The sequence below is a fragment of the Corynebacterium gottingense genome, from assembly GCF_002285125.1.
GTDB classification, from domain to species: domain Bacteria; phylum Actinomycetota; class Actinomycetes; order Mycobacteriales; family Mycobacteriaceae; genus Corynebacterium; species Corynebacterium gottingense.
In genome coordinates this window covers 28,181-51,514 of the sequence record NZ_NSGN01000008.1, presented here as the reverse complement: position 1 = coordinate 51,514, position 23,334 = coordinate 28,181, and the positions used below count along the sequence as shown (strand labels likewise).

Below are 23,334 nucleotides of genomic sequence, written 5' to 3'. Positions count from 1 at the left end.
CACCAGACCCATGCACGCGCGGGCGGTCGGCGCGCTCGGCGCGGCGGCCCTCTTCGTCGTCGGCGCACCGGGCCTGTCCGCCGCGGGCATCCCGGAGACGCTCCCCGTGCCCACCGACCCGTCCGACCCGTCGGTGACGGACCAGTGGGTCAACCCCAACGTCCGCGAGGGGGAGGGCGCACTGGCCAGGCTCGCCGCGATCGAGGCACCAGACTCGGTCCAGGCGCACGATCCGTTTCACGTGAAACTTCGCGTCACCAATACGTCCCAGCGCACGCTCAAGGGCCTGAGCATCGTGCCCCGCCGCGGCCCGCTGACCGGATCCGTCGCGGACCAGCGCATGGCCACGATCGCGGCGACTGGCGAGTACGGCGTGGCGGGGGAGCGCGTGAGCGTCGATAAGCGCATCGCCGCGGGCGAGTCCGCCGAGATCGACCTCGACCTGCACAGCGATTCCCTCGGCCTCAACGCGCTCGGCACGTACCCCGTGAGCCTGGTGCTTATCGACGCCAACGGCGCCCCGCTCGACTCCGAGCGCTTCCACCTCACGGTGCGCGGGCTTGCCGACGGCGCCGCCCCCGGCGGCATGACCGCCCTGTACCCAATTGCCGCGCCGGTGGACATCGTCCCCGGGGAGACCGGCGACGCGCCCGAGGAGCCACAGCTGGTCCTCGCCTCCGACGCCCTGGCCACCGAGATCGCGCCCGGCGGAAGGCTGGACCAGCTCGTGGACGGCTACCTCGCCGCGACGCAGACCCCCGCGGTCCGCGAGGCCACGTGCGCCGCCATCGACCCGGCGCTCGTGGACACCGTCGACCGGATGAGCCGCGGCTACGTCATCTCGCAGGAGCGCCAGCCGGTGGTGAAGGAACCGCAGCGACTCCGTGACTCCTGGGGCTCCCACAACGACGATTGGTCGCCGGCCCCTGGGCCAGGCCAGGACGACGCGGCCGCGTTCCTGGAAAAACTGCGGCAGGTCTCGGCACAAAGCTGCACCGTGGCCCTGCCATGGGCGAACGCAGACCTCGACGCCGTCGCGCGCACTGGGGACCCGTGGCTCATGCGCGAGGCGATCGAGCGCGGCCCGACCGTCCTGGAGCGCATCCTGGGCAACGCGGGGATGCTCAACACGGTCGTCCCCGGCAATACGGCGCTGGAGGGGGAAAGCATCCCGGCCCTCGGGTGGGCGGACCACTCCCGGTCCACCGTCGCCGAGGAGGGGATGCAGGCCGCGTGGGAGCGCACCGAGGCGCTCGCGGCGCAGGCGGCCGCCGAGCACACTGGCGTCGACGCCCTGGAGGCGAACACGCCCGGCTCCGCCAGCTCCGCCGCGGCGCCCATGCCCGTGCAGACCGTGCGCGTGCTGCTCCCCGGCAACACAATCGAGTCCGGGTCACCCGCCGGCGATGTTTCACGTGAAACATCGGAAGGGGACGGCCCCGCGGCGCAGCGGTTCGCGTGGGCCGCGCCGAACGTTCTCGCGGTGGGGTACCAGGACGACTTGGCATCGGTGCTCGCCACCGTCGGTCCCGCACCGACCACCGTGTCCTACGCCCCCGAAGTCACCCGCTTCGACTACACCATGGACTCCGACCACTCGCGCGCCGTCAACGCTGCATCGGCCATCCGCCTCGCTGCGCAGCAGGCGTGGACGTGGGAGGGCGAACCGGCGACGGAGCCGGTGCTGGTGAACCCGCCCGCGACGTGGGACGCGGACACCGCGTCGGTGCTGCTGGGCACAGTGGCGGACCTGGTGACCAACGGCGGGGCGCAGCCCGTGTCGCTCAACGCCTACCTGGAGGCGCCCGCAGAGGTTCCGGCCGCCGCGAACGTGGGCACCCCGTACTCCGACCCGGGTGCGTTCACCGACTCCGAGATCATGGCCACCACGCAGCAGGCGCGGTTTACCAACGACCTCACCGAGCTGCTTGCGCCGGACTCCTCCATCGCACTGACCCGCTACGGGTACACGCTCCCGCTGCGCCGCGACCTCATCACCGCGCTGAGCACGGGCGAGCGGCGCAGCGTGCACGAATACTCCGACGCCGCCGCCGCGACGAGCGGCCGACTCGCCGGCTCCCGGGACACGCTGACAGAGCTGCGCCGTTCGGTTGCGCTGATTCCGCCGGGGAATGTGTACACGCGGACGTCGCCAAGCAGCCCTTTGCTCATCGTCGCCCAAAACGGCATGCCGCTGCCCGTGCAAACGTCGATTCAGTACCGCGGGCCCGAGGGCGCGACGCTCAACGTGCCGCGCGAGATGCGGATTCCCGCGCGGGGCTCCGTGACCGTGCAGATGACGGCGGACCTGCCGGAGACGAAGCGGGGGACCGACCTGAAGCTGTTCCTCGCGGGGCCGAAGGGCGCGCCGATGTCGCAGCCCGTGGACATCACCGTGCGCACCGCGGCGATCGCCGTGCGCGGGTGGGTGTTCGTCGCCGCGCTCAGCGCCGTCGTGACGGTGCTGCTCGCGCTCACGGTCGGGCGGAAGCGACGCTCGCGGTCCCCCAACTCAGGCGAGCACGCGCCGGCGGCGACCGGGAACGACCCGCCGCCACACGCGCCACCCACCCAGCCGCCGAACAGGCAGCCGCACAACCCGGACGAACCACCAAACCCGTGATTGGAGAACATCCGTGACACAGCAGGATGACGCCGAGCGCACCGCTGGCTTACGCCGGCGCATCGTCACCCCGGCGCCGCCCGCCCCGGTGCCGCAACCACCGGCCAAGGTTCAGGGCCCGGAAGAGGACCCGAACCAGCCCGACAAATCGATGCTGACCACCAGCCCCAAGGGCGAAAGCAGCGAGTCCGACGCCGCGCAGTCCGCGGCGCCCGGAGGCAACGCCAAAGACAGCAAAGAGAGCAAGGACGCAGCCTCCACGGACACGATCCACGTCGTCGACATCGACGACGAGGACCTGGACGCACCCGCCGGGGCAGGCGCCGCAGCGGCGACCGCAACACTCGAGGCCCCAACCAAAACCGACAAGGACAGCGACACCAGTGCCGCGGACACCGGTGACGGCGAGGAGGGCACGAGCAACACCTCGGTCGTGCGCGCCACCGGCTCCATGGCGGTGGCCACCCTCATCTCCCGCGTCACCGGCTTCATCCGCACCGTGCTCATCGGCGCGGCGCTCGGCCCCGCGGTCGCCTCCGCCTTCAACACGGCCAACACCCTGCCCAACATCATCACCGAGATCGTGCTGGGCTCCGTCCTCACCGCCCTGGTGGTGCCGGTGCTGGTGCGCGCCGAAAAGGAAGACGAGGACCACGGCGCCCGCTTCATCCGGCAGTTGTTCACCCTCACCGTCACGCTCATGACGGTGGTCACCGTGCTCGCCGTCGCGTGCGCGCCACTGCTGACGCGGCTCTTCCTGGACGACGAGGGCAAGGTCAACGTGGTCCAGGCGACCTCGTTCGCCTTCCTGGTGCTGCCGCAGATCTTCTTCTACGGGCTCTTCTCACTGTTCATGGCGATCCTGAACACGAAGGAGCACTTCCGGCCCGGTGCCTGGGCGCCGGTGGCAAACAACGTGGTCTCCATCGCGGTGCTCCTGCTCTATATGTTGCTGCCGGGGAGTTTGAATCCGGCGGCGCCGGCGTCGATAAGCAATCCGCACGTCGCGCTGCTGGGTCTGGGCACGACGCTCGGCGTGGTGGTGCAGTGCCTCATCATGATGCCCGCGCTGCGGAAGCTACGGATTGACCTACGGCCGCTGTGGGGCATCGACGATCGCCTCAAGCAGTTCGGCGGCATGGCGCTGGCCATCATTACGTACGTGGCGATCAGCCAGGCGGGCTACATCGTGACCACGCGCATCGCCTCGACCGCGAACGAAGCCGCGCCGATCATCTACCAACAGCACTGGATGCTGCTGCAGGTGCCGTACGGCATCATCGGCGTCACGCTCCTCACCGCGATCATGCCGCGCCTGTCGCGCAACGCCGCCGACGGCGACGACGAGGCCGTCGTGCGCGACCTCACCCTGGGCACCAAGCTGACCTTCATCGCGCTGATCCCCATCATCGTCTTCATGACGGCGCTGGGCCCGGACATCGGGCACGCCCTATTCGCCTACGGCAACTTCGACGGCGACACCGCCCGCACCCTCGGCCTGACGATTAGCTTCTCCGCGTTCACACTCATCCCGTACGCGCTCGTCATGCTGCACCTGCGCGTGTTCTACGCGCGCGAGGAGGCGTGGACGCCCACCATGATCATCGCCGGCATTACCGCCACGAAGATCGTGCTGAGCTACCTCGCGCCCATGGTGGCGGACTCCACCCAGTCAGTCGTGGTGCTGCTCGGCGCTGCAAACGGCTTCGGCTTCATCGCCGGCGCGCTCATCGGTGCGTTCCTGCTGCGCCGCAAACTCGGCACGCTGGAGGCAGCCACCGTCATGCGCACCTCGCTGTGGGCCGCCGGCGCAGGCCTGATCGGCATCGCCGTCACGTTCCTCATCCGCTGGCTGGTCCGCGACGTCGCCGGCATCAACGTCCCGCGCGCGCTGGGCTCGCTGATCGGCCTGCCCTCACTGGGCTTCCTCATCGAGGTGGCCATCCTGGGCGTCCTCTTCCTCATCGTCACCGGCCTGGTGCTCTCGCGCTCGAAGCTGCCTGAGGTGCAAAACCTGGGCCGCGCGCTCACCCGCATCCCGGGCCTGGGCCGCTTCATCCGGCCGGACGACACCGCCGCCATCGAGGTCGGCGAGGTGGACCCGCGCGACGTGTCCACCCAGTTCCTCGTTGCCGACACCTTCAACGCCAGCCCGGTCCCGCCGCCGATGTCCGCCGGCGTGGTCCGCGGCCCGCGACTCGTGCCGGGCGCGAACGTGTCCGACGGCCGCTTCCGCCTCATCCGCGACCACGGCGCCACCACCGGCGCCCGCTTCTGGCAGGCCCGCGAGCTGTCCACCGGCGCACCCGTGGCGCTCACCTTCGTGGACACCACCGGCGCCGCACCGATGGCGCCCGTCACCCCGCGCGAGGCCGCCCTGCAGGCCGCCGGCGTTGCCCGCCGCACCCGCAAGCTCGCGCGCCTGGGCCACCCCGCGATCGCCGACAACATTGAGATCCTGTCCTACCGCTCCGGCGCCCTCATCGTGGCGGACTGGATCGAGGGCTCCTCGGTGAAGGCGGTCGCGGAGAGCGGCCAGACCCTGCACACCGAGGCCGTGGCCAACGCGCTCGCGCCGCTCGCCGGGGCGCTTGCCACCGCCCACGAGCAGGGCATCCCGCTCGGCCTGGACAACCGCCAGCGCCTGCGCGTGGACACCGACGGCCACGTCCGCCTTGCGTTCCCCGCCGTCCTTCCGGATGCGTCCGGCCCCGCCGACGCCGAGGCCTTCGCGTCCGCGCTCCAGCTCCTCACCACCAACGTCAACTCCGACGCGCTCGACGGCATCACGCAGCGCACCAGGGCGCTTGTCGACGCCGACGCGATCGAAAACAGCGACTTCCACGACCTCGAGGACGCGCTGCGCCGCGAGGCGAACCTGCCGGCGCCGGGAGAGAAGCCCACCTCCGCCAACCGGGGCGGCTCGACCGTCGTCGCCACCGCCGCGGCGTCCGCCAACGAGGCGTCCGAAGAGACTGCCACCGAGGACGAGCTTGTCGAGCCGATCGCAGAGACCACCCACGACCCGGACGAGGTCCGCGGCGGTTTCGGTTCGCGCCGCTACGGCACGATCACGGTCACGCTGCTGACGGCCATCGCGGTCGGCGCCGTGGTCCTCATCGCGATCCTCACCACCTCGCTGGTCGGACTGTTCTCCGGCAACGACATCAACTCTCCGGTCACACAAAACTCGGTGGAGCAGGGCGCGGAAAACCTGGAGCGGGAAGCGCAGGAGGCCACAGAGTCCGCAGGGCTGCCCGTGATCATCGGGCCGCTCGAGGCCACGGCGATCGGCGCGGCGCAGGACGCAGCGCAAGGCACCGACCTCTCGCCGGTGGTCGACGGCGACCGCGCGACCAGCGCGACCGTCACCCGCGGTGAAGGCGTCAAGCTCGCCCCGCCGGAGTCCGCCGGCGCCGTCAACGTGGAGCAAATGCTCATTGACACCACCTCCGACGGCGGCCCCTACGAGATCTACGGCGTGCCCGCGGACTTCCCCGCAGAGCAGGAGGGCGCGCTGGACGTGCAGTCGCTGCCCAAGCTCGCGGAGGGCAAGTTCCACCCGGGCCAGAACAGCGTCGACGTCACCGACGACGTGAAGCTGCGCGGCGTCATCCTCCAGCTGCCGGCGTTTGAGAAGTCGAACAGTGTGGAGGTCAAAGAGGTTTCGGTGATTGGCTACACGGAGCTGCGGTGACGTGGCGTCGATAAGCGTTGAGCCCAAGCGCTGAATATTATTGCCCGGTCCCTCCCCGCAACGGGGGCGGATCGGGCATAATTGTGCGCGGGAACACATCATTCGGGGGAATTTTGGGGGAAACATGTCATATCGGACTGACCGCGAGCTCGTCCGCGCGCACGCAACCGGCGACCCGGCTGCGTTTACGGATATTGTGCGCAAGCACGGCCCGCAGCTCTACCGCGTGGCGCGTACGCACACGCACAACGACCAGGACGCGCAGGACATCGTGCAGGAGGCGCTGTTGAAGGCCTACCGCAACCTGCACCGCTACCGCGGCGAATCCAAGCTGGGGACGTGGCTGCACCGTATGACGGTCAACGCCGCCATCGACCACCTGCGCCGCACGTCGCGCAAGGACTTCGAGGTGAGCATTGACAACGAGGAGGCCGTCGACCGGGACCGCAACGCCAGCCTCGCCCACGACCCGTTGCGCGCGCTCGACTCCTACATGACCGTGCGCAACGCCGTCGCCGCGCTGCCACGCGCGCAGCGAGGGGCCCTCTTGCTTATCGACGTCCACGGGCTCTCCGTCGAACACGCCGCCAAGGAACTGGGCGTCAAGCCCGGGACGGTGAAGTCCCGCCGCTCCCGCGCCCGCTCCGCAGTGGCGGACCAACTCCTGGCGCGCGGCTAACGTAGCGCTGAACTGCGGGAATCTCCCGCGGGCGTGGCGCGTTGAGTGGACAAGTAGACTGTTGCGAGATTACGGCTACAACCACAATCGCGATGATGAGGCGGAGGACACATGACAAAGCCAGATTTCAACCTGCTTTCTATGAACGTGCTGGGCGATACGCCCGCCGAGAAGAAGGGCGAGCCGGAGGCCGCACCGGCGAAGGGCAGCGGCGATGAGAAGGTGCACGACGTGATCATCGTCGGCTCCGGCCCGTCCGGCTACACCGCCGCCCTCTACGCGGCCCGCGCGGAGCTGTCCCCGCTGGTGTTTGAGGGCTACGAATTCGGCGGCGAGCTTATGAACACCACTGAGGTGGAGAACTTCCCCGGTTTTGAGGACGGCATCATGGGCCCCGAGCTCATGTCCAGCATGCGCGCCCAGGCCGAGAAGTTCGGCGCGGAGCTGCGCCCCGAGCTGGTCGAGCGCGTCGACTTCTCCGGCGACGTGAAGAAGGTCTACGTCGACGGCGAGGAGTTCAAGGCCCGCGCAATCATCCTCGCTACCGGCGCAGCGCCGCGCCACCTGGGCATCCCGGGCGAGGAGGAGCTCACCGGCCGCGGCGTGTCCACCTGCGCGACCTGCGACGGCTTCTTCTTTAAGGACCACCACATCGCCGTGGTCGGCGGCGGCGATTCCGCGATGGAGGAGGCCACCTTCCTCACCACCTTCGGCTCCAAGGTGTCCATCATCCACCGCTCGGAGAACTTCCGCGCCTCCCAGATCATGCTGGACCGCGCCCGCGACAACGAGAAGATCGAGTTCATCACCAACACCGTCGTCGACGAGGTGCAGGAGGCAGACGGCAAGGTCAGCGGCCTGAAGGTCCGCAATACCCAGACCGGCGAGGAGTCCGTCCTGGACGCCACCGCGCTCTTCGTGGCAATCGGCCACGACCCGCGCTCCGCCTTCCTGGAGGGCCAGGTCGCCGTGGACGAGGGCGGCTACATCCAGGTGGAGGACCCGACGACCAAAACCAGCGTCCCGGGCGTCTTCGCCGCGGGCGACGTGGTCGACCACATCTACCGCCAGGCCATCACCGCCGCCGGCTCCGGCTGCCGTGCCGCGATCGACGCGCAGCACTACCTCAATACGCTGTAGGCCGTGGCGCGTGGGCGTCGTGAAGCGAGGCCCAGCAAGCTGTAATGGTTCTGTTACTTCGCTGGGCGGGCGCGCGAGCCGGGGATTTAGCGGGCGCGACTAGACTAGGGGAGCCGGAACCGAGAACACGTGAAGGAGTTGCACCGTGAGCGCACCAGTGGACGTCACCCAGGACACCTTTAAGTCCGAGGTCATCGAGTCGGAGCTGCCCGTCCTCGTGGACTTTTCTGCCGAGTGGTGCCAGCCCTGCCAGCGGCTCGCCCCGGTGCTGGACGAGATCGCCGCCGAGTACGACGGCAAGCTCAAGGTGGTCAAGATCGACGCGGACACCGAGCGCACCCTGACCGCCATGTTCCAGGTGTTCAGCATCCCCACCGTCTTGCTGTACAAGGACGGTGAAAAGGTCGACGAGTTCACTAACTACCGGCCCAAACAGGAGATCCTTTCCCGCATCGAGCCGCTGCTCTAGCTGGGTCCGCGGCGTGCCGACGTGCTGCTTCGCGCGCGGCCGCCTCACCCACGTAGGATGTAATAGGTATACGTGTCAACCGCTTCGTCAGAAAGGCTCCCAGTGCGTGCAACTCTCCGCGTCGGCGACTCCAGTGCCCGGGTTGCTGAGGTTCGCTCAACACTCGCGCGTTTAGGGTTGCTCAGCGGCTACGAGGGCTCCATCGATGAGTGGAACTCCCGCCAGTTTTCGCAGGAAGAGATGCTTTTCGACGCCACGCTGGCCGACACCATCAAAGCCTTCCAGCAGTCGCGCGGCATCATGCCCACCGGCGACATCGATGACCTCACGCTCCGCGAGCTCCGCCAGGCGTCGTACAAACTGGGCAACCGCGTCCTGAGCTACCAACCGAGCCAGGAGCTCGTCGGCGACGACGTCGCGCAGTTGCAGACCCAACTCCACGAGCTGGGCTTTTACGCGCACCGCATCGACGGCCGCTTCGGCCGCCGCACCCACGAAGCGGTGATGACCTACCAGCTCAACTCCGGCCTCGAGGACGACGGGCTCTGCGGCCCCGACACCCTCCACGCGCTCAGCCTGCTGGGCCGGCGCATCACCGGCGGCTCCGCCAACGCCATCCGCGAGCGCGAGCACGTCCGCCAGGCCGGCCCACACCTGACCGGCAAGCGCGTGGTCATTGACCCCGCCCTCGGCGGCACCGACACAGGCGTGACCGTCCAGGGCCCGTACGGCCCCATCACCGAAGAAGAGATCGTGTGGGACCTGGCGCAGCGCGTCGAGGGCCGCATGATCGCCGCGGGCGTGGAGACCATCATCTCCCGCACCCGCGGCGACAACCCGTCGGCGAAAGCGCGCGCCGACCTGGCCAACGGGTTCAAGGCCGACCTGGTGATCTCGCTGCAGCTAGACCACTACCCGAACGAGAAGGCCAACGGCGTGGCCACCTTCTACTTCGGGTCCGAGATCGGCAGCTCCTCCATGACGGGCGAGACGCTCTCCGGCTACATCCAGCGCGAGATCGCCGCCCGCACCAACCTGCGGAACTGCCACAACCACGCCCGCACCTGGGAAATGCTGCGCATGACGCGCATGCCGTCGGTGGAAGTGGTGGCCGGCTACCTGAGCAACCCGGGCGACCTGGCCGTGCTCATCGATCCCGCGCAGCGTGACGCGATCGCGGAATCCATCGTCGTGGCCGTCAAGCGCCTCTACCTGCTGGAATCCGACAACCAGCCGACCGGCAGCTACTCGTTCCAGGACCTGCTGCGCGAGGAGCGCGCGTAGGTTCCTGCTGGGGGAAATAACGGGGGAAAGTTTCGGGGGTTCCGCGCCTGGGCTACTTTGCGTAGTACCTGGTGGTCCGGGTCGAGCCGATCTTGCGGATCAGGGAGGCGTCGACAAGCTTGCGCAACGCGCGGTACGCCTGCTGCTGGCTCAAGCCGGTGATGGCGGCGACGTCGCCGCTGGCCAGGCCCGCGCGGCCCGCGCGCTGCACCGCGCCCAGCGCCATCGCGTCATTGCCCTTCACCGCGACCGGGGCGCTTGAGTGCTGCGTCACCGTCACCGTCACGCCCTGCCCGTGGGTGCCCGCGAAGCTGACCGGGTCCAGCTCTGCGGCGGACAGCGTCCGCGCGACCTCCGGGTACCCCGTTCCGGCGCCGCGCGTGAGCCCGGTGAGCGAGACCGCGGTGCTCAGGTGCAGCGAGCGCGGCGCGTAGACGGGCCGACCCTCCGCGAGCGCCGCCGCGTCCACGCCGCGCGGCAGGCCGCCGGGGCTTGAGATGCTGGTGAAGTCTTCCTCCAGCGCCACGTAGACGGGCGCGGGCAGCGAGTAGTCGCGGTGGACGAGCGCGTTGATCACCAGCGGAAACGCGGGGCCGAGCGCGGCGCGGTGCTCGGTGAGCGCGCTGAGCATCGTGGCCAAGGGGGCCACGCTTCGCGACGTCCGGTGCGAGACCCGACGGTCCGAGAACACCAATTGGTGGTACGGCAGGTGCGTACGGATCGCCTCCGTGCGGCCGAAGAGCGCGATGGCGCCGAGCGTCAGCGGGTGCTCCGCATCGGTGCGGAACCCGAGCGCGCGGACGAGCGCTTCGTCGGAGCGCTGCGCGGCAAGCGCGTCTCCGCCGTGGCTCGCCGCCAGTTCGCGGAAGCTCGCAATCGCCTCCGGGTCGATGTCGTCCGGGGCGGCACCGCGGGCGGGGGAGAGCGCCCAGTCGACCCCGTTGGCGTCGCGGTAGCGCGTGAACAGATACGTCGGGTCCATGCCGACCGCCTCTGCCACGCCCCGCTCGTTCAGACGCCGCGTGCGGTAGGTGCCCCACGCGGTGGCGACTGGGCTCGGGTGCGCGTCGGTCCGCACCGCGATCACCTCGGCGCCGCCTATCCGCGCGGCGCTCACATCAACCTCCAGCGACGGGTTGGTGTAGCGGCGCACCGCCATGGCCAGCTGCGCGGGGTCGGTTCGATCACCGTGGAAGGGATAGCAGCCACTGATTGAACCGTCCGAATCCACGCCGATGAAAAGGGTGCCGCCCTCGGCGTTGGCCATGGACGCCATCGTTTCAATCACGCGGCGCTCGTTGATGAAAGCGGCAGATTTACGACGCGCAAACGCCCTGGTCATTCCCTGTCCCAGGGCGATTTGATCAGCCATTTCCTCAGCGCGCATGCCGATAGCTTACATCATTGGTATTCGCCAGTTCGATTCGTCCGGCACCGTCTGATTGAATGATGGAATGTGGGCACACTGGTGGGCGGAATCGGTGAGGTGATGGAATCAGACGGCCGGCGCTTCTGCTAGCAGGTCGGCGATTTCTTGGTCCTCCATGAGATCGAATACGGGCGGAAGCGAGAGCCGGAGGCGGGGCAGCAGCGGGTGGTCGTCTACGATGCGGAAGCCGGCGGACTCGAGGATGGGGACCTCTGTCAGACCGATTGCGGCGGCGTGGCGGGCGATGGGGCTGTGGGCCTGCGCGGTGGCGTCGTCAAGCGTTGAGTCCCGCGCGGAGGGCTCGTGGAGGCCGAAGACCTCGAGGGCCTGTGCGCCCGCGCTCGTGGCGGCGGCGATGGTGGCGTCGAGGAGTACCGATTCGTAACCGCGGCGCTGGGCTCGGGCGTCGATGTGCAGGCTCGTGATGACCCATGCGTCTTGGCTAATGGGTGCGGTGGGGAAGCGGGAGGCGCCCGGGGCGAATTCCGGCGGGCAGAAGAGGATGGTGGCCAGCGCGCCCTCGTCGGCGCTCACCTCCGCGATGGAGTGGCCGATGGGGTACTGCTCGTAGCAGCGCGCGATGAGCCAGGCCTCTTTGTCCAGCTCAGAGCGCTGGACGGCGAACTCGGTGTCGGCGCGGCGCGAGGATGGGTTCGGCGGGTCGAGCTCCCAGAAGACGGTGTCGGCGGCGCGCCGGTGGATGCGGGCGAGTGTGCCGGCGTGCACCGGCACGAGCTGCGCGCGTGGTTGCGTTGGCACCCGTCCCCCTGACGTTCCGCCGGTCCGATCAGTCCTGCTCGCCCTGGATCAGGCCCATGATGCGGTCAAAATCGTCCTTATCGCCGAACTCGACGACGATCTTGCCCTTGCGCTTACCCATGGTCACGGAGACCTTGGTGTCCCAGGCGTCTGCGAGGGAGTTCGCAGCGTTGGTGAGGAACTCCGGCTGCGGCTGGGGCTCGCGTTTCTTCTTCTCGGGCAGGGCGCCGTTGTTGTTCAGCAGCGTGACGGCCTCCTCGGTGGCGCGCACGCTCAGGCCCTCGGCGACGATGCGGTTGGCCAGCTCGTTCTGCGCGGTGGAGGTCTGCTCGTCGCTGTCCAGCTTCACGCCCAGGAGGGCGCGGGCGTGGCCGGCGGAGAGGACGTTCGCGGCGACGCGGCGCTGCACGTCCACCGGGAGACGCAGCAGGCGGATGGCGTTGGTGATCACCGGGCGGGAGCGGCCCAGCTTGTCCGCCAGCTGCTCCTGGGTGACGCCGAACTCCTTGAGCAGCTGCTCGTAGGCGGCGGCCTCTTCCAGCGGGTTGAGCTGGACGCGGTGGATGTTCTCCAGGAGGGCGTCGCGGAGCATGTCCTCGTCGGAAGTCTCGCGCACGATCGCCGGGATGTGCTTGAGGCCGGCCTTGGAGGCCGCGCGCCAGCGGCGCTCGCCCATGATCAGCTCGAAGCCGTCCTGGGTGTCGCGGACGACGATCGGCTGCAGCAGGCCGAACTCGCGGATGGAGTGCACCAGCTCGGCCAGCTCGTCTTCGTCGAAGACCTGGCGGGGCTGCTTCGGGTTGGGGATGATCTGCCCCAGCGGCACTTCCTGGTAGCGGGCGCCCACGGGCACCGGCTGCATGACGTTGTCCTTCGCGGCGGAGACAGTCGGGGCGCCGGCGATCGGGCCGCGCGGCGAGCCGCCCACGGTGGGGGCGCCCTTGACCTTCTTGCGCTGCTTGTCCTTCTTGCCCTTCTTGCCTGAGTTCTCGGTCTTGCCGGGATTCGCAGCGTCGTCGGCGCCGGCATTGGGGCCCGCTCCGGTGCTGCCGTTGTTGGTCTCCTTCCCGGGCTTCGGCGCCTGCGAGCGCTGCGCGGCCTTGCCGTCGCCGAAGATGATGTCGGAGGCTCCATTGCCAATCGCGCCCGTCTTCCCGGTCGTATCCGTCGTCGACGGCGCGGACGGGATCAGTGCGGCCAGGCCTCGCCCGAGTCCGCCTTTGCGTTGCTGTGCCATGTGTTACTCCTCGCCCTCAGTGCCTACAGTGCCTACAGTGCCCTCAGTACCTGCTGAACCTTCAGGATCTTCCCCCGCGTCCCCGTCGCTATCCAGCTCCGCGAACACCTCGGGGCTCACACCGATCGGCCCGGTCGTCTCGTGCGGCTGGTAGTCGCCGCGGTTGGCCAGCTCGCGCGCCGCGTCGAAGTACGCGAGCGCCCCGCGGGAGCCGGGATCGTAATCAATCACGGTCTGCCCGTAGCCGGGGGCCTCGGACACCTTGACCGAGCGCGGGATGACGTTGTTCAGCACCACCTGGCCGAACTGGTCGCGCACCTCGGCGGCCACGTCGGCAGCCAGGCGCGTGCGCGCGTCGTACATGGTGAGCAGGATCGCGGAGATGTGCAGGTTGTGGTTCAGGTGCTCGCGGATCATGCCGATGTTGCCCAGCAGCTGGCCCACGCCCTCGAGCGCGTAGTACTCGCACTGGATGGGGATAAGCACCTCGTCCACCGCGGTCATTGCGTTGATGGTGAGCAGGCCGAGGGACGGCGGGCAGTCGATGAACACGTAGTCAAAGCCGTGCTCGTCGAGGAACCCGCGCCGGATAGCGTCGTGAAGCCGGTACTCGCGCCGCACCATGGAGACCAGCTCGATCTCGGCTCCCGCCAGGTCGATGGTGGCGGGGATGCAGAAGATGTTGGGGTTCTCCGCGTGCGCCTGCACGGCGTCGGCGGCCTCGGCCTCGCCGATGAGCACCTCGTAGCTGGACACGGTCCCGGAGGTGTGCTCGGCGCCGAGTGCCGTTGACGCGTTACCCTGCGGGTCCAGGTCGATCACCAGCACCTTCAGGCCCTGCTTGCTCAGCGACGCCGCCATGTTCACCGCCGTCGTCGTCTTGCCCACGCCGCCCTTCTGGTTGGCAATGGTGAGCACGCGCGGCTGCTCCGGCTTAGGCAGCTTCGCGCGCCCAGACGTCATCTGGGTGGCCCGGTGCGCCGCGGCCATGATCGGGGTGTCGTCGAAATTCTGCTCGTCCATATTCGCTCCCCCTTACTTTCGCACGATTGTAATCAGGGTGGTCGGCTGCTCCAGCAGGCCCTCGCCGACCTGGGAGATGGTGGCTTCTCCGCCGCCCGCCTTCCGGATCTGCGCGGCGTCTCGCTCGAGCTCTTCGCTTACCGACGCCCCCTTCATCGCCACCATGACGCCCCCGTGCTTGGCCAACGGCAAGGACCATCCGGCGAGCTTGCCCAGCGGCGCCACCGCCCGCGAGGTGACGGCGTCGAACTGGCCGCGCTGCTGCTCCTCGGCGCGGCCCCGGATCACCGTGACGTTGTCCAGCCCCAGCTGCTCGGTCACCTCGCCGAGGTAGGTGGAGCGCTTCAGCAGCGGCTCGATGAGCGTCACGTCCAGGTCCGGCCGCGCGATGGCCAGCGGGATGCCCGGCAGGCCCGCGCCCGAGCCGATGTCCGCGATGCGGGCGCCCTCCGCGAACGCCTCGGCGGCGACGGCGCAGTTGAGGATGTGGCGGCCCCAGAGCCGGTCCACCTCCTTCGGCCCGATGAAGCCGCGCTGCGCGGCCACGGTGGCCAGCGACTCGCGGTACTGCTCCGCGAGCCCCAGGCGGTCACCGAAGACGGTGCGCGCGATAGCGGGGGTCTGTTCCGACACGGCTGTGCGCTCCTTTACACAAAGGGGAATTGTTTGCACTCCGACTCTAGTAAACGCGCCCAACATTGGGGCAATTGTGCGCGTTCACTTCCGCCAACCCAGTTGGACGCCTGGAATCGGGCACGAAAAAACCCGTCGCCAACTGGCGACGGGTTTGAGTGAGCAACCCTTACTTGCCCTGCTTGCGCTGCTTCTTGGTGCGCTTGTCCACCTTGCGGGCGCCGACGGCCGGGGCGGAGGCGCGCTTGGCCTCGCGCTTGGCGGCCTCTTCCTCTTCTTCTTCCTTGTCCATCTTCGCGTACACGACACGGGTTTGGAAGAAGGTCCAGATGTTGTTGGACAGCGAGTAGAACAGGAGGCCGACGTGCCAGACAAAGCCGGTGAACAGGATCATGGCCGGCATGAACCAGAGCATCATCTTGTTCATCATCTGCATCTGCTGGTCCATCATCTGGGCGTTCTCACCCTGCGGCGTATTCACCTTGCCGGCGGCACGACGCGCCTGCTGGCGCTGGATGGACATACGCGCGTTCAGGTGCGTGAACAGCGCGGACAGGATAACCATCGGCAAGCAGACCGCAATAATGTGCGCGCGGGTGAGGTCCTCCACACCGGTAAAGGCCGCGAACGCGTCCTCCGGCATGGACATGTACGCCGACAGCGGGACGCCGAAGATGTTGGCGTCCAGGAAGGAGCGGACGTCCTCGGGCGAGAAGGCGTAGTTGGCAATGTTGCGGTTCTCTTCGACCGACAGGCCGAGCGCACCCGCGCCGTTGCCGGTGCGGTTGAACGAGCGCAGCACGTGGAACAGGCCAATAAACATCGGCATCTGCACCAAGGGCACCAGGCAGGAGGCGAGCGGGTTGGTGCCCATCTCCTTGTAGAGCTTCTGGGTCTCCTCGGCCATCTTCTGTTGGTCGTTCTTGTACTTCGCGCGGATTTCCTGCATCCGCGGCTGCATCTCCTGCATGCGGCGCATGGAGCGCATCTGGTTAACCATGGGCTTGAGCAGCAGCGCACGGATGGTCACCGTGAGCATGATGATCGACAGCGCCCAGGCCATACCTGAATCTGGCGAGAGAATCGCGCCGAAGAGTTTGTGGTACGCCCACAGCACCCATGAAATCGGCCAATAAATGAAGTTCAGCACTTTTGGCAGTTACTCCTCATCGGTTTGTTGTGTGTCCGTTGCCTGCACGCTGGAGCTTTGGGCGCTTGTCGGCGCCCCCGCCCCCGCCGGAATACTCCCCGGCACAGGGTCGTAGCCACCTGGGTGCCACGGCCCGCACTTACACACGCGGGCGGCCGCGAGCGCGGTGCCTTTCACGGCACCGTGCCGCGCGACCGCCTCAAGTGCGTACGCACTGCAAACGGGCAAAAATCGGCAGGTCCCACCCAGCTTAAGGGGTGACACGTACTTTTGGTAGAGGCGCACCAGCTTCACCAGCGCGGCCGCCGCCGGCCCGGGAGGACTGGGGATCCGGCCGCCGGCGAAGTTGTAGTACGCCATCAGCGGGTTGTCCGCTCTTGTGGTGGTTTGGCGATTTTGGCGCGCGCCTTGCGGACCGCGCGCTCGAGGTCTCCGGCCAGCTCGGCGCTCGTTGCCGTGGCCGACACCGGAAGCGCTCGGATGACCACGTCGAATTCGCGCGGCAGCGCCTCCGCCTGCGTGCGCGCGACGGCCCGGAGCTTGCGGGACACCGCGTGCCTGGTCACCGCGTTCCCCACTTGTTTAGACACCACGAGCCCGAACCGAGGTCCGCCGCGCACGGCGGTGTCGGTTCGGGCTCTCAGATGCACCACCAGTGTGCGGGAGCCGCCCCGCGTCCCCTTGCGCATCGTGCGACGAAAGTCGCTGGATGACGCAAGCTTCAGCGGGCGCGGCAGCACGGTGGTGAACCCTGAATTGGTGCGGCTACGGCGCGACTACGCGGTCAGCTTTGCGCGGCCCTTCTTGCGGCGCGCGGAAACGATGGCGCGGCCGGCGCGGGTGCGCATGCGGGCGCGGAAGCCGTGCTTGCGCGAGCGACGACGGTTGTTGGGCTGGTAAGTCCGCTTGGACACGGTGGACTCCTTGTATACGTCACGGCGACCAGCGGTCGGGGGCGCTGCGCGGCACGGATGTTCTGTGCAGAGCATCCGTGAGCAGTGCTCCCGTCCTCCCGGGGCAGTGGCCGCCTCCGGTAGAAAAAATGTTGTTGAGATCGCGCTTCACCGCGTACTGGGTGAAGGCCGCATGCGCTACCTGCGCTGACTCGCCCTTGCGGGGGCCCGGTTCTCGGCGCGGGTAGTGCTCTCAAGCGCGCGAGTGCAAGGCGTTGCGCGGGGCAACGGCCAGTGCGACTAGCGCGACAGACTCCACTAGGGTACGTGATTTTTCCTCCGGGCGACAAATCGACACTCCGACAGGATTCGCGGGGACGAACGGGGGCACCCGAAATTACATGACTGTGTTTTTTCGCAGGTAGTCGGCCCAATCGGCCCGGCAACGTGGGGCTCAACGGGCGGGGAGGGGAGCGGGTCGCTGACACGTGTTCGATCCGTTTTCGAATTCCACAGGTTCTCCGGCGCGACACCGTTAGACACGCTGAGGTGACAGCGGGTAACAATGTCTTATCACCACAATTTCACAAGCATTCAGTGCACAAGCCTGTGGATAACTGTGAAGTATGAGTTGAGACTTCTCCGGGGGACCCGCCATCACCCCAGCTCAACCACAACTTTAGGGTTAAGAAATGTTATCCACAGTTTGCGCACACACCTGTGGATAGAACCCGACGGTGGCGCTATCCACACCTGTGGATAAAGTTGTGGAACAACAGGTGAGGGCACATCCCGGCCCCCGCCAGCCTGTGGAGGCACGACCGGATTCGGTGGATTCCGCGGTGGGTTTTGTAATTTCACAAAGTTGCAGAGTTGCATAAGCCGCGCCGCGCATTCCTCCTGCGCCCCGCAGTACCAATACAGACCCCAAGAACCCCATAGCCCCATGTCGAGGAAAGAACAGGAGTAACCGTGGCCGAGCAACAGATCGAATCGCTCTGGCGTGACACCGTCACCCAGCTGCTGCAGCTCTCAGAGCGACCCGACTCTTCGGTCCCGCAGCTCAATTTCAAAGAGCGCTCCTACCTGCAGCTGGTCACCCCGGTCATGCTGGTCAACGGCTACGCGGTCCTCTCCGTCCCCCACCACGCGGCGAAGACGGTGATTGAGGATTCGCTGGCACCGCACATCACCAACCTGCTCGCCGCCCAGCTCGGCGGGCCGTGCATCCTCGCGGTGTCCGTCGCACCGGCGGCGGAGAGCACGCCGCCTCCTGCCGCTGAGCCGCCCGCCGCGCCGCAGCCCTCACAACCTACTGAGCCGGAAGTGCCGGGGCCGGTGGCGTCGACAAGCATGCCCCCGCAGCGCGATTACGCACCCTCCGTGCCCGAGGAATTTGCGCAGGATGCGGGGCCGGGCGAGCAGATCCCGATGGGGCTGGACGAGCTCGCGCAGATGCACGCGCAGCAGCAAAAGCAGCGGCAGGGCCACCCGACCGTGCCGCGGCGCATCCCGCGCGAGGAGCCGGCGCACGACCCGGACCGGGCGGCGAACTTGAACCCGAAGTACACGTTTGAAAACTTCGTCACCGGCTCGTCCAACCGCTTCGCGGCGGGCGCGGCGCTCGCGGTCGCTGAGGCACCGGCCCGCGCCTACAACCCCCTGTTCATCTGGGGCGGATCCGGCCTGGGCAAGACGCACCTGCTGCACGCGGCGGGGAATTACGCGCAGGTGCTACAGCCGGGGCTGCGGATCAAGTACGTGTCCTCGGAGGAGTTCACCAACGACTACATCAACTCCGTGCGCGATGACCGGCAGGAATCGTTCAAGCGCCGCTACCGCAACCTGGACATCCTCATGGTGGATGACATCCAGTTCCTGCAGGGTAAAGAGGGTACGCAGGAGGAGTTCTTCCACACCTTCAACGCGCTGCACCAGGCGAATAAGCAGATCATCCTGTCCTCGGACCGCCCGCCGAAGCAGCTCACCACCCTGGAGGACCGTCTGCGCACCCGCTTCGAGGGAGGGCTGATTACCGACGTCCAGCCGCCGGACCTGGAGACCCGCATCGCCATCCTGATGAAGAAGGCGGCTGCCGACGGCACCGAGGTCGAGCACTCCGTCCTCGAGCTGATCGCGTCACAGTTCCAGTCCTCCATCCGCGAACTGGAGGGCGCGCTTATCCGCGTGTCCGCGTACTCGTCGCTGTCCAACAAGCCGGTTGACCTGCAGGCCGCGCACCACGCGCTGCGCGACATCCTGCCGGACGAGGCCGACGTGAACATCACCGCGGACGCCATCAAGCAGGCGGCCGCGGAGTACTTCAAACTCTCGTTGGAGCAGCTCACCGGTGCCGGAAAGGCCCGGCAGGTGGCGCACGCGCGCCAGATCGCCATGTACCTCTGCCGCGAGCTCACCGAGCTCTCGCTGCCCAAGATCGGCGACGAGTTTGGCGGCAAGGACCACACCACCGTCATGTACGCGGACCGGAAGATCCGCAAGGAAATGACGGAAAAGCGTGGCACCTACGACGAGATCCAGGAGCTCACGCAGATGATCAAGAACAAGGCGCGCATGGGCTAGGCCGTGGGGCCGGCGCTATTCCGCCCCACAAGATCACAAAAACCCCAGAAGTCACTCTCTTACCACTCTCCACAGACTTCTCCACACCTGTGTAATTACGCCGTTGTAATTTGGCGATCTTGCTCACACGGCACCCGACGCAGGCCCCCAGATCCGCCCTGTGGATAACCGTGCAAATCTTGTGAAAGCCCAGTGGACAACGTCCGACCTGCTGTGGAACAAAATCGGGCCCGAAAAGTTATCCACAACCGCGCGGAGATATCCACAGAAACTCCACACCCCGAATCACAGCCCTGTTTCGCGCCACCACCACGCAAAAACCCATGGATTCCACAGATTGCACAGCACCTACTGCAGTTACCAACTCTTTTACTTGTAATTCCTTCTACAGAAAGAGAGGTTGTGCATGACCCGCCCGCCGTCCGCTCGGACAGCCCGATTCTTGGAATTACAAAACCCGCTTTCGCCCCGGGGCGATATGGCGAAGCCCCGGCGCCCCGCCTAGAGTGAGAACGTAATTACAGATCCTGGTTACCGCGGGTAGCCGCGCAACGGTTTCAACATCACGACTACAAGCAAGGGAGCCTTACGCCGTTATGGTCGAGAGCATCGGTGAGAACACCCTGTCATTCCGCGTCCACAAAGATGACCTCTCTGACGCCGTGGCGTGGGTGGCTCGCGCCTTGCCCACCAAGAGCACGCAGCCGATCCTGCGCGCAATTGTGATCACCGCGGACGATGAGGGCCTGGAGCTCGCCGGCTTTGACTACGAGGTGTCCACCCGCGTCCGCCTCGGCGCCGAGGTTGACCAGCCGGGCAGGGTCGCGGTGGCCGGCAAGCTGCTCTCGGACATCGTGGCCAACATGCCCCACCAACCGGTTGAGGTCACCACGGACAACAACACCATGAAGCTGGTGGGCGGCAAGGCCCGCTTCGAGCTTCCGCTTATGCCGCTGGATGATTACCCGCAGGTGCCCAGCCTGCCGGAGACCACCGGCACGATCGCCCCGGCGTCGCTGACCCGCGCGGTCTCCCAGGTCGCCTCCGCCGCCGGCCGCGACGACACGCTGCCCATGCTCACCGGTATCCACGTGGAGATCCGCGGCGCAAAGATGCGCCTGACCGCAACGGACCGCTTCCGCCTTGCCATCCGCAGCCTGGAGTGGGAGCCGCAGAGCCCGGACGTGGAGGCGAAGCTCCTGGTCCCGGCCAAGACCCTCCTGGACAATGCCCGCACGCTGGACACCCAGCTGGAGGACCCGGTGGAGATCGCGGTCGGCGCGCAGGACAACGTTGGCGCCGAGGGCCTGTTCGGCATGCACGTGGGCAACCGCGAAACCACCACCCGCATGCTCGACGCGGACTTCCCCAACGTGGAGCCGCTGCTACCCAAGGCGCACACCTCGATGGCCACGGTCGAGGTCGCCCCGCTGCTCGAGTCCATCCGCCGCGTCTCCCTCGTGGCCGACCGCAACGCGCAGATCCGCCTGCACTTCCGCGAGGGCGAGGTGAGCCTGTTCGCCTCCGGCGTCGACTCGGGCGAGGCGAGCGAGTCCCTGCCGGCCGCGTTCACCGGCGCAGACGAGCTGCTCATCGCCTTCAACGCCGGGTACCTGCGCGACGGCCTGTCCGTCATCGGCACCGACCGCGTCGTCTTCGGCTTCACCGAGGCCTCGCGCCCCGCGATCATGATCCCGGAGCCGGAGGACCTGCCCGAGGCCAACGAGGACGGCACGTTCCCCACCCCGGAGACCCACTTCACCTACCTGCTGATGCCAGTGCGCCTGCCGGGCTAATCGACGCCTACTCGTCCGGCCCTCAACGCGCCCCCATGCCGACCATGCTGACTCAGAGAAGAAACGTTGTACGTTAGCGAACTTGACCTGCGCGATTTCCGCTCGTGGCCCTCGCTCCACCTGGAGCTGGAGCCCGGGGTCACCGTGTTCGCCGGACGCAACGGGCACGGCAAGACCAACATCGTCGAGGCCGTCTACTACACCTCCGTCCTGTCCAGCCACCGCGTGAGCACGGACGGCCCGCTAGTCCGCGGCGGTGCGAGCAACGCGCGTATCTCCGCCACCACGGTCAACGAGGGCCGGGCGCTCACCACGCACCTGCTGCTCAAGGCCTCGGGTGCCAACCAGGCGCAGATCAACCGCACCAAGCTCAAGTCGCCGCGCGAGCTCGCCGGCGTCCTGCGCACCGTGATGTTTTCCCCGGAGGACCTGCGCTTGGTTAACGGCGAGCCCGCCGAGCGCCGGCGCTTCCTCGATGCGCTGGCCGCGCTCCGGGTCCGCCGCCTCGGCGGGGTGAAGGCGGACTATGACAAGGTGCTGCGCCAGCGCAACGCCCTGCTCAAGCGGTCCAACATGGTGCTGCGCCGCGGCTACGAGGACCCGCAGGGCGCGAGCGCGCTGAGCACGCTTGACGTGTGGGACGGGCAGTTGGCGTCGTTAGGCGCGCAGCTCACGGCGGGGCGGATGCGCCTGGTGGGCGAGCTCGCGCCGCACGTCACGGAGTCCTACCACTCGGTGGCTCCGGAGTCGCGGCCGGCGCACATCAGGTACAGCTCCACCCTGGACGCGGCGGTCCGGACGCTCAATGATGGCCCCTCGGAGGACCCCGCGATCTTGGAGGCCGCGATGCTCAGCGAGCTGGGCCGCCGCCGCAGCGAGGAGCTGGACCGCGGGACCACGCTGGTGGGCCCGCACCGCGACGACCTGGTCCTCAGCCTGGGCGAGCAGCCGGCGAAGGGGTACGCCTCGCACGGCGAGACCTGGTCGTACGCGCTCGCGCTGCACCTTGCGGAGTACCGGCTGCTCGCGGCGGACGGCGCGGACCCCGTCCTCATCTTGGATGATGTGTTCGCGGAGTTGGACGCGAAGCGTCGGCAGCGGCTCGTGCGGGTCGCGGAGGACGCGGAGCAGGTGCTCATTACGGCAGCGGTTGGCGATGATCTGCCCGGCAACTTGGACGACGCGGTCTCCGCGCGCTACGCGGTGACGATGGAGGAGGGGGAGTCGCACATTGAGCGATCTGGTCAGTGACACCTTCAACCAGCTGCGCGAGACGGTGCGCCGCAGCGGTCGCCGCCTGCCCAACCTGCGGAAACAGGGCGCGAACGTAACGCCGCGCCGCAGCGTGGGCAAGCGCGCGCTCACGGCGGGGACGACGGGCGCGTCCGGGGAGGGCGAGGAGGTGGCCGTGCCCGGACTCCACTTTGAGGAGCAGGCCCGCAGGCCGTGGGTGCGCCGCGGCAGGCCCACGGGCAAGGATGGGCGGGCGTTGCCGCGGGGGTATGAGGTGGCGTCGTTTAGCGCTCTGCTCGGCGAAGAGGTGCGGCAGCGCGATTGGACCGAAAATATTGCGTACGGCTGGGTGATGGGCAATTGGGAGGGCCTGGTCGGCGCGAAGATTGCGCAGCACACAAAGGTGGAGATGATCAAAAATGGGGAGGTCCACATTACTTGCGACTCAACGGCCTGGGCCTCCAACCTCAAGTACATGCAGTCCACGATTCTGCGCGCGATCTCGGAGAAGCTCGGCCCCGACGTCATCACCAAGCTGCACATCTTCGGCCCCAAAACCAAGAGCTGGCGCTACGGCCCGCTGCACGTCAAGGGCCGCGGCCCGCGCGATACGTACGGGTAGGGGCTGTTGCTTAGCGACGCCACCGCCCACCCCAAAATCCGCGCGAGAAACGCCCTGTCGCTGCTTCACCTGGTGCCGTAAATG

19 protein-coding genes are annotated in these 23,334 nt (G+C 67.7%); 10 read left to right on the top strand and 9 right to left on the bottom strand.

The genetic code is table 11. The features are described from left to right. The first annotated feature begins 10 nt into the window (after positions 1-10). The 6 genes from CKJ82_RS08580 (at position 11) to CKJ82_RS08555 (ending at position 9,892) form a co-directional block, all read left to right on the top strand. Positions 11-2,623 carry a hypothetical protein gene (locus CKJ82_RS08580; protein ID WP_095537787.1) on the top strand — a complete coding sequence of 871 codons (2,613 nt, stop codon included), beginning with the start codon at positions 11-13 and terminating at the stop codon, positions 2,621-2,623. Positions 2,624-2,636: 13 nt separating this feature from the next. Next, the gene (locus CKJ82_RS08575) at positions 2,637-6,320 is read left to right on the top strand and encodes a murein biosynthesis integral membrane protein MurJ (RefSeq protein ID WP_095537786.1); all 3,684 of its coding nucleotides are present in this window, start codon (positions 2,637-2,639) and stop codon (positions 6,318-6,320) included. A 124-nt stretch (positions 6,321-6,444) separates the two neighbouring features. Further along, positions 6,445-6,999 carry an RNA polymerase sigma factor gene (locus CKJ82_RS08570; RefSeq protein WP_095535542.1) on the top strand — a complete coding sequence of 185 codons (555 nt, stop codon included), beginning with the start codon at positions 6,445-6,447 and terminating at the stop codon, positions 6,997-6,999. Between the two features lie 111 nt (positions 7,000-7,110). After that, on the top strand, positions 7,111-8,139 hold the full coding sequence (gene trxB / locus CKJ82_RS08565; protein ID WP_095537785.1) for a thioredoxin-disulfide reductase: 1,029 nt from the start codon (positions 7,111-7,113) through the stop codon (positions 8,137-8,139). Between the two features lie 145 nt (positions 8,140-8,284). After that, positions 8,285-8,608: a thioredoxin gene (trxA, locus tag CKJ82_RS08560; RefSeq protein ID WP_095535540.1), complete on the top strand. Its 324-nt coding sequence runs from the start codon at positions 8,285-8,287 to the stop codon at positions 8,606-8,608. Between the two features lie 102 nt (positions 8,609-8,710). Next, positions 8,711-9,892 (top strand): N-acetylmuramoyl-L-alanine amidase, encoded by a 1,182-nt coding sequence (locus CKJ82_RS08555; RefSeq protein WP_095537784.1) that lies wholly within the window; start codon positions 8,711-8,713, stop codon positions 9,890-9,892. Positions 9,893-9,944: 52 nt separating this feature from the next. Here CKJ82_RS08555 and CKJ82_RS08550 read toward each other — a convergent pair whose 3' ends face one another. The 9 genes from CKJ82_RS08550 to rpmH all read right to left on the bottom strand — a co-directional run bounded on the left by CKJ82_RS08550 (position 9,945) and on the right by rpmH (position 17,037). Continuing rightward, positions 9,945-11,279 carry an RNA-binding domain-containing protein gene (locus tag CKJ82_RS08550; protein ID WP_095537783.1) on the bottom strand — a complete coding sequence of 445 codons (1,335 nt, stop codon included), beginning with the start codon at positions 11,277-11,279 and terminating at the stop codon, positions 9,945-9,947. Between the two features lie 108 nt (positions 11,280-11,387). Next, the gene (locus CKJ82_RS08545; protein ID WP_240510737.1) at positions 11,388-12,080 is read right to left on the bottom strand and encodes a hypothetical protein; all 693 of its coding nucleotides are present in this window, start codon (positions 12,078-12,080) and stop codon (positions 11,388-11,390) included. A 28-nt stretch (positions 12,081-12,108) separates the two neighbouring features. After that, on the bottom strand, positions 12,109-13,317 hold the full coding sequence (locus tag CKJ82_RS08540; RefSeq protein WP_095537782.1) for a ParB/RepB/Spo0J family partition protein: 1,209 nt from the start codon (positions 13,315-13,317) through the stop codon (positions 12,109-12,111). A 3-nt stretch (positions 13,318-13,320) separates the two neighbouring features. After that, positions 13,321-14,340 (bottom strand): ParA family protein, encoded by a 1,020-nt coding sequence (locus tag CKJ82_RS08535; protein ID WP_095537781.1) that lies wholly within the window; start codon positions 14,338-14,340, stop codon positions 13,321-13,323. A 12-nt stretch (positions 14,341-14,352) separates the two neighbouring features. Then, positions 14,353-14,973 (bottom strand): 16S rRNA (guanine(527)-N(7))-methyltransferase RsmG, encoded by a 621-nt coding sequence (gene rsmG / locus CKJ82_RS08530; protein ID WP_233125418.1) that lies wholly within the window; start codon positions 14,971-14,973, stop codon positions 14,353-14,355. Positions 14,974-15,142: 169 nt separating this feature from the next. After that, a complete protein-coding gene (gene yidC / locus CKJ82_RS08525) occupies positions 15,143-16,123 on the bottom strand; it encodes a membrane protein insertase YidC (RefSeq protein ID WP_095537779.1) in 981 nt (326 codons plus the stop codon). A 9-nt stretch (positions 16,124-16,132) separates the two neighbouring features. Then, positions 16,133-16,483 (bottom strand): membrane protein insertion efficiency factor YidD, encoded by a 351-nt coding sequence (gene yidD, locus CKJ82_RS08520; RefSeq protein WP_165765412.1) that lies wholly within the window; start codon positions 16,481-16,483, stop codon positions 16,133-16,135. Next, positions 16,483-16,863: a ribonuclease P protein component gene (gene rnpA, locus CKJ82_RS08515; RefSeq protein WP_095537778.1), complete on the bottom strand. Its 381-nt coding sequence runs from the start codon at positions 16,861-16,863 to the stop codon at positions 16,483-16,485. The genes yidD and rnpA overlap by 1 nt, the downstream gene beginning before the upstream one ends. Before the next feature lie 36 nt (positions 16,864-16,899). After that, the gene (gene rpmH, locus CKJ82_RS08510; RefSeq protein ID WP_095278661.1) at positions 16,900-17,037 is read right to left on the bottom strand and encodes a 50S ribosomal protein L34; all 138 of its coding nucleotides are present in this window, start codon (positions 17,035-17,037) and stop codon (positions 16,900-16,902) included. A 951-nt stretch (positions 17,038-17,988) separates the two neighbouring features. On the opposite strand from rpmH, the gene dnaA reads away from it, so the two are divergent. The 4 genes from dnaA to CKJ82_RS08490 all read left to right on the top strand — a co-directional run bounded on the left by dnaA (position 17,989) and on the right by CKJ82_RS08490 (position 23,250). Further along, positions 17,989-19,599 (top strand): chromosomal replication initiator protein DnaA, encoded by a 1,611-nt coding sequence (gene dnaA / locus CKJ82_RS08505; RefSeq protein ID WP_095537777.1) that lies wholly within the window; start codon positions 17,989-17,991, stop codon positions 19,597-19,599. 596 nt (positions 19,600-20,195) lie between these two features. Next, the gene (gene dnaN, locus CKJ82_RS08500) at positions 20,196-21,395 is read left to right on the top strand and encodes a DNA polymerase III subunit beta (protein ID WP_095278663.1); all 1,200 of its coding nucleotides are present in this window, start codon (positions 20,196-20,198) and stop codon (positions 21,393-21,395) included. A gap of 66 nt (positions 21,396-21,461) precedes the next feature. Further along, the gene (gene recF, locus CKJ82_RS08495) at positions 21,462-22,646 is read left to right on the top strand and encodes a DNA replication/repair protein RecF (RefSeq protein WP_095537776.1); all 1,185 of its coding nucleotides are present in this window, start codon (positions 21,462-21,464) and stop codon (positions 22,644-22,646) included. After that, complete coding sequence (locus CKJ82_RS08490) at positions 22,627-23,250, top strand: DciA family protein (protein WP_095537775.1); 624 nt, start codon at positions 22,627-22,629, stop codon at positions 23,248-23,250. The genes recF and CKJ82_RS08490 overlap by 20 nt, the downstream gene beginning before the upstream one ends. The last annotated feature ends 84 nt before the right edge of the window (positions 23,251-23,334 follow it).